The organism is Microcoleus sp. OTE_8_concoct_300 (genome assembly GCF_031383065.1).
Lineage (GTDB): Bacteria > Cyanobacteriota > Cyanobacteriia > Cyanobacteriales > Microcoleaceae > Microcoleus.
Genome location: NZ_JANMZH010000263.1, coordinates 1 through 1,432, shown reverse-complemented (window position 1 = coordinate 1,432; position 1,432 = coordinate 1). Strand labels below are relative to the sequence as shown.

The window sequence follows — 1,432 nt, the reverse complement described above, 5'->3', positions numbered from 1 at the left end:
TCGTTTTGAAGGTTGCTATACTGGCACAAATTATTATACCTTAAAAAAACCTCAAATGATTGCTATGCAATCATTTGAGGTTTTGGCAATTCTGAATTTCTTTGAAATTAAATCTGCTTGAATATCTGCGGAATGTGGGTTTTAACCCACATTCCGCACCCCCCAACTGGCACCTACGCGAATTGAGTAGTTCAAAGTCGATCTTCGGAGACAATAGTGAGTAAAAAAACTTAGAAAATTAGGTAACGAAGCATTACCCAGTTGTCCATTGCTGAAAATTGAGGCTGGGGCGTGAGTTAAATAGTCATGGCAGTTAAAATTAGACTCTGTAACAGGATTGAGGACCAAAATGCGTTAATTGCGATCGCAACCGAGTGTCAATCATCAGCCAAAAATAGTGTCAACTCAAGTCAAGAGAAACAATAAAATCACGATTTAACAGAAAAGTGCAGAAAGCAACTGAAATAACATTAGAAAACTTAGACCACCTAGGTTTGATAGCAGGTCTAATTGATGAAATAGGAATCGTGCAAAAAATCAATGAGTTAGTAGGCGAACAACCAGGTGAAATTGTCAGCCCCGGTTTGGTAGTTAAAGCCATGATTATCAAGGGATTGGGCGTCGTCTCTGCCCCATTATACTTATAGCTTCAAGAAACGAATCAGATAGTTCCATATTCGCCTCAATTTGTCAAGACTTTAAAAAACAATTAAATCTCGACAGTTTAATGGTAGCTGACAGTGCATCATATACAGATCGCAACTTAGAAATGTTAACCAACCAACTTAAGATGGTTCACTCGTGTGCCACTCAGCCTTAAACAAGCGCAGCAAATGGTATCTCAAAAAATCACAGAATTTAGCGACAGTTCTGTGATAGGATATCGTTGGTCAGAACAGAGAAGTAATTATGGTGGAATTGCACAAAGATAGTTAGTGGTAGAGAGCAGTTTTCGCGGTGAATCTGACCTAAATTAGAAAAGAATCTCCAAAAAGCTGAAGTTGAGGCTCAAAAAAAATTACCAGAATTATCAAATATTGAATTTGCTTGTTCAGCAGATTCCTCTTCAGCAGCCCATCGCTTATTCCAACAACTAAAGTATTACAATTTAACTCAAATTAGCACAAAAGCGAGCGAAAAAACCGACAAAAATGTGATTATATCTACTGCCAAATCAAGCTCTCGCTTCATATTTAAAGTTCAAGAAAAACTAGAATTAGATGCTAGTGTAATCGGGAGCATGTCACTTTTGCAGTGAGCAATTATACTCATGCAGGTTTTCCCTGATTAACAATTAAGCCGTTTAAGTAAGCACAACGATGAGCTAATACTTGTCCCACATGTTCTGATTTCCAACTCGCTCCTGATATTTTAATTCGTCTGCCTATTTGCTTAATGCCTGATTCTACCGCTCCTGAACCAATTGAACAGA

At 37.9% G+C, this 1,432-nt stretch carries 2 pseudogenes; one reads left to right on the top strand and one right to left on the bottom strand.

Annotated elements, in window-relative coordinates:
• Positions 1-446 precede the first annotated feature (446 nt).
• Positions 447-644 (top strand): annotated as a pseudogene (locus tag ACUVJL_RS12400) (DUF4277 domain-containing protein); the annotation flags it as partial.
• 624 nt (positions 645-1,268) lie between these two features.
• On the opposite strand, the pseudogene ACUVJL_RS12395 reads toward ACUVJL_RS12400, so the two are convergent.
• Positions 1,269-1,432, bottom strand: a pseudogene (locus tag ACUVJL_RS12395) (ISKra4 family transposase); the annotation flags it as partial.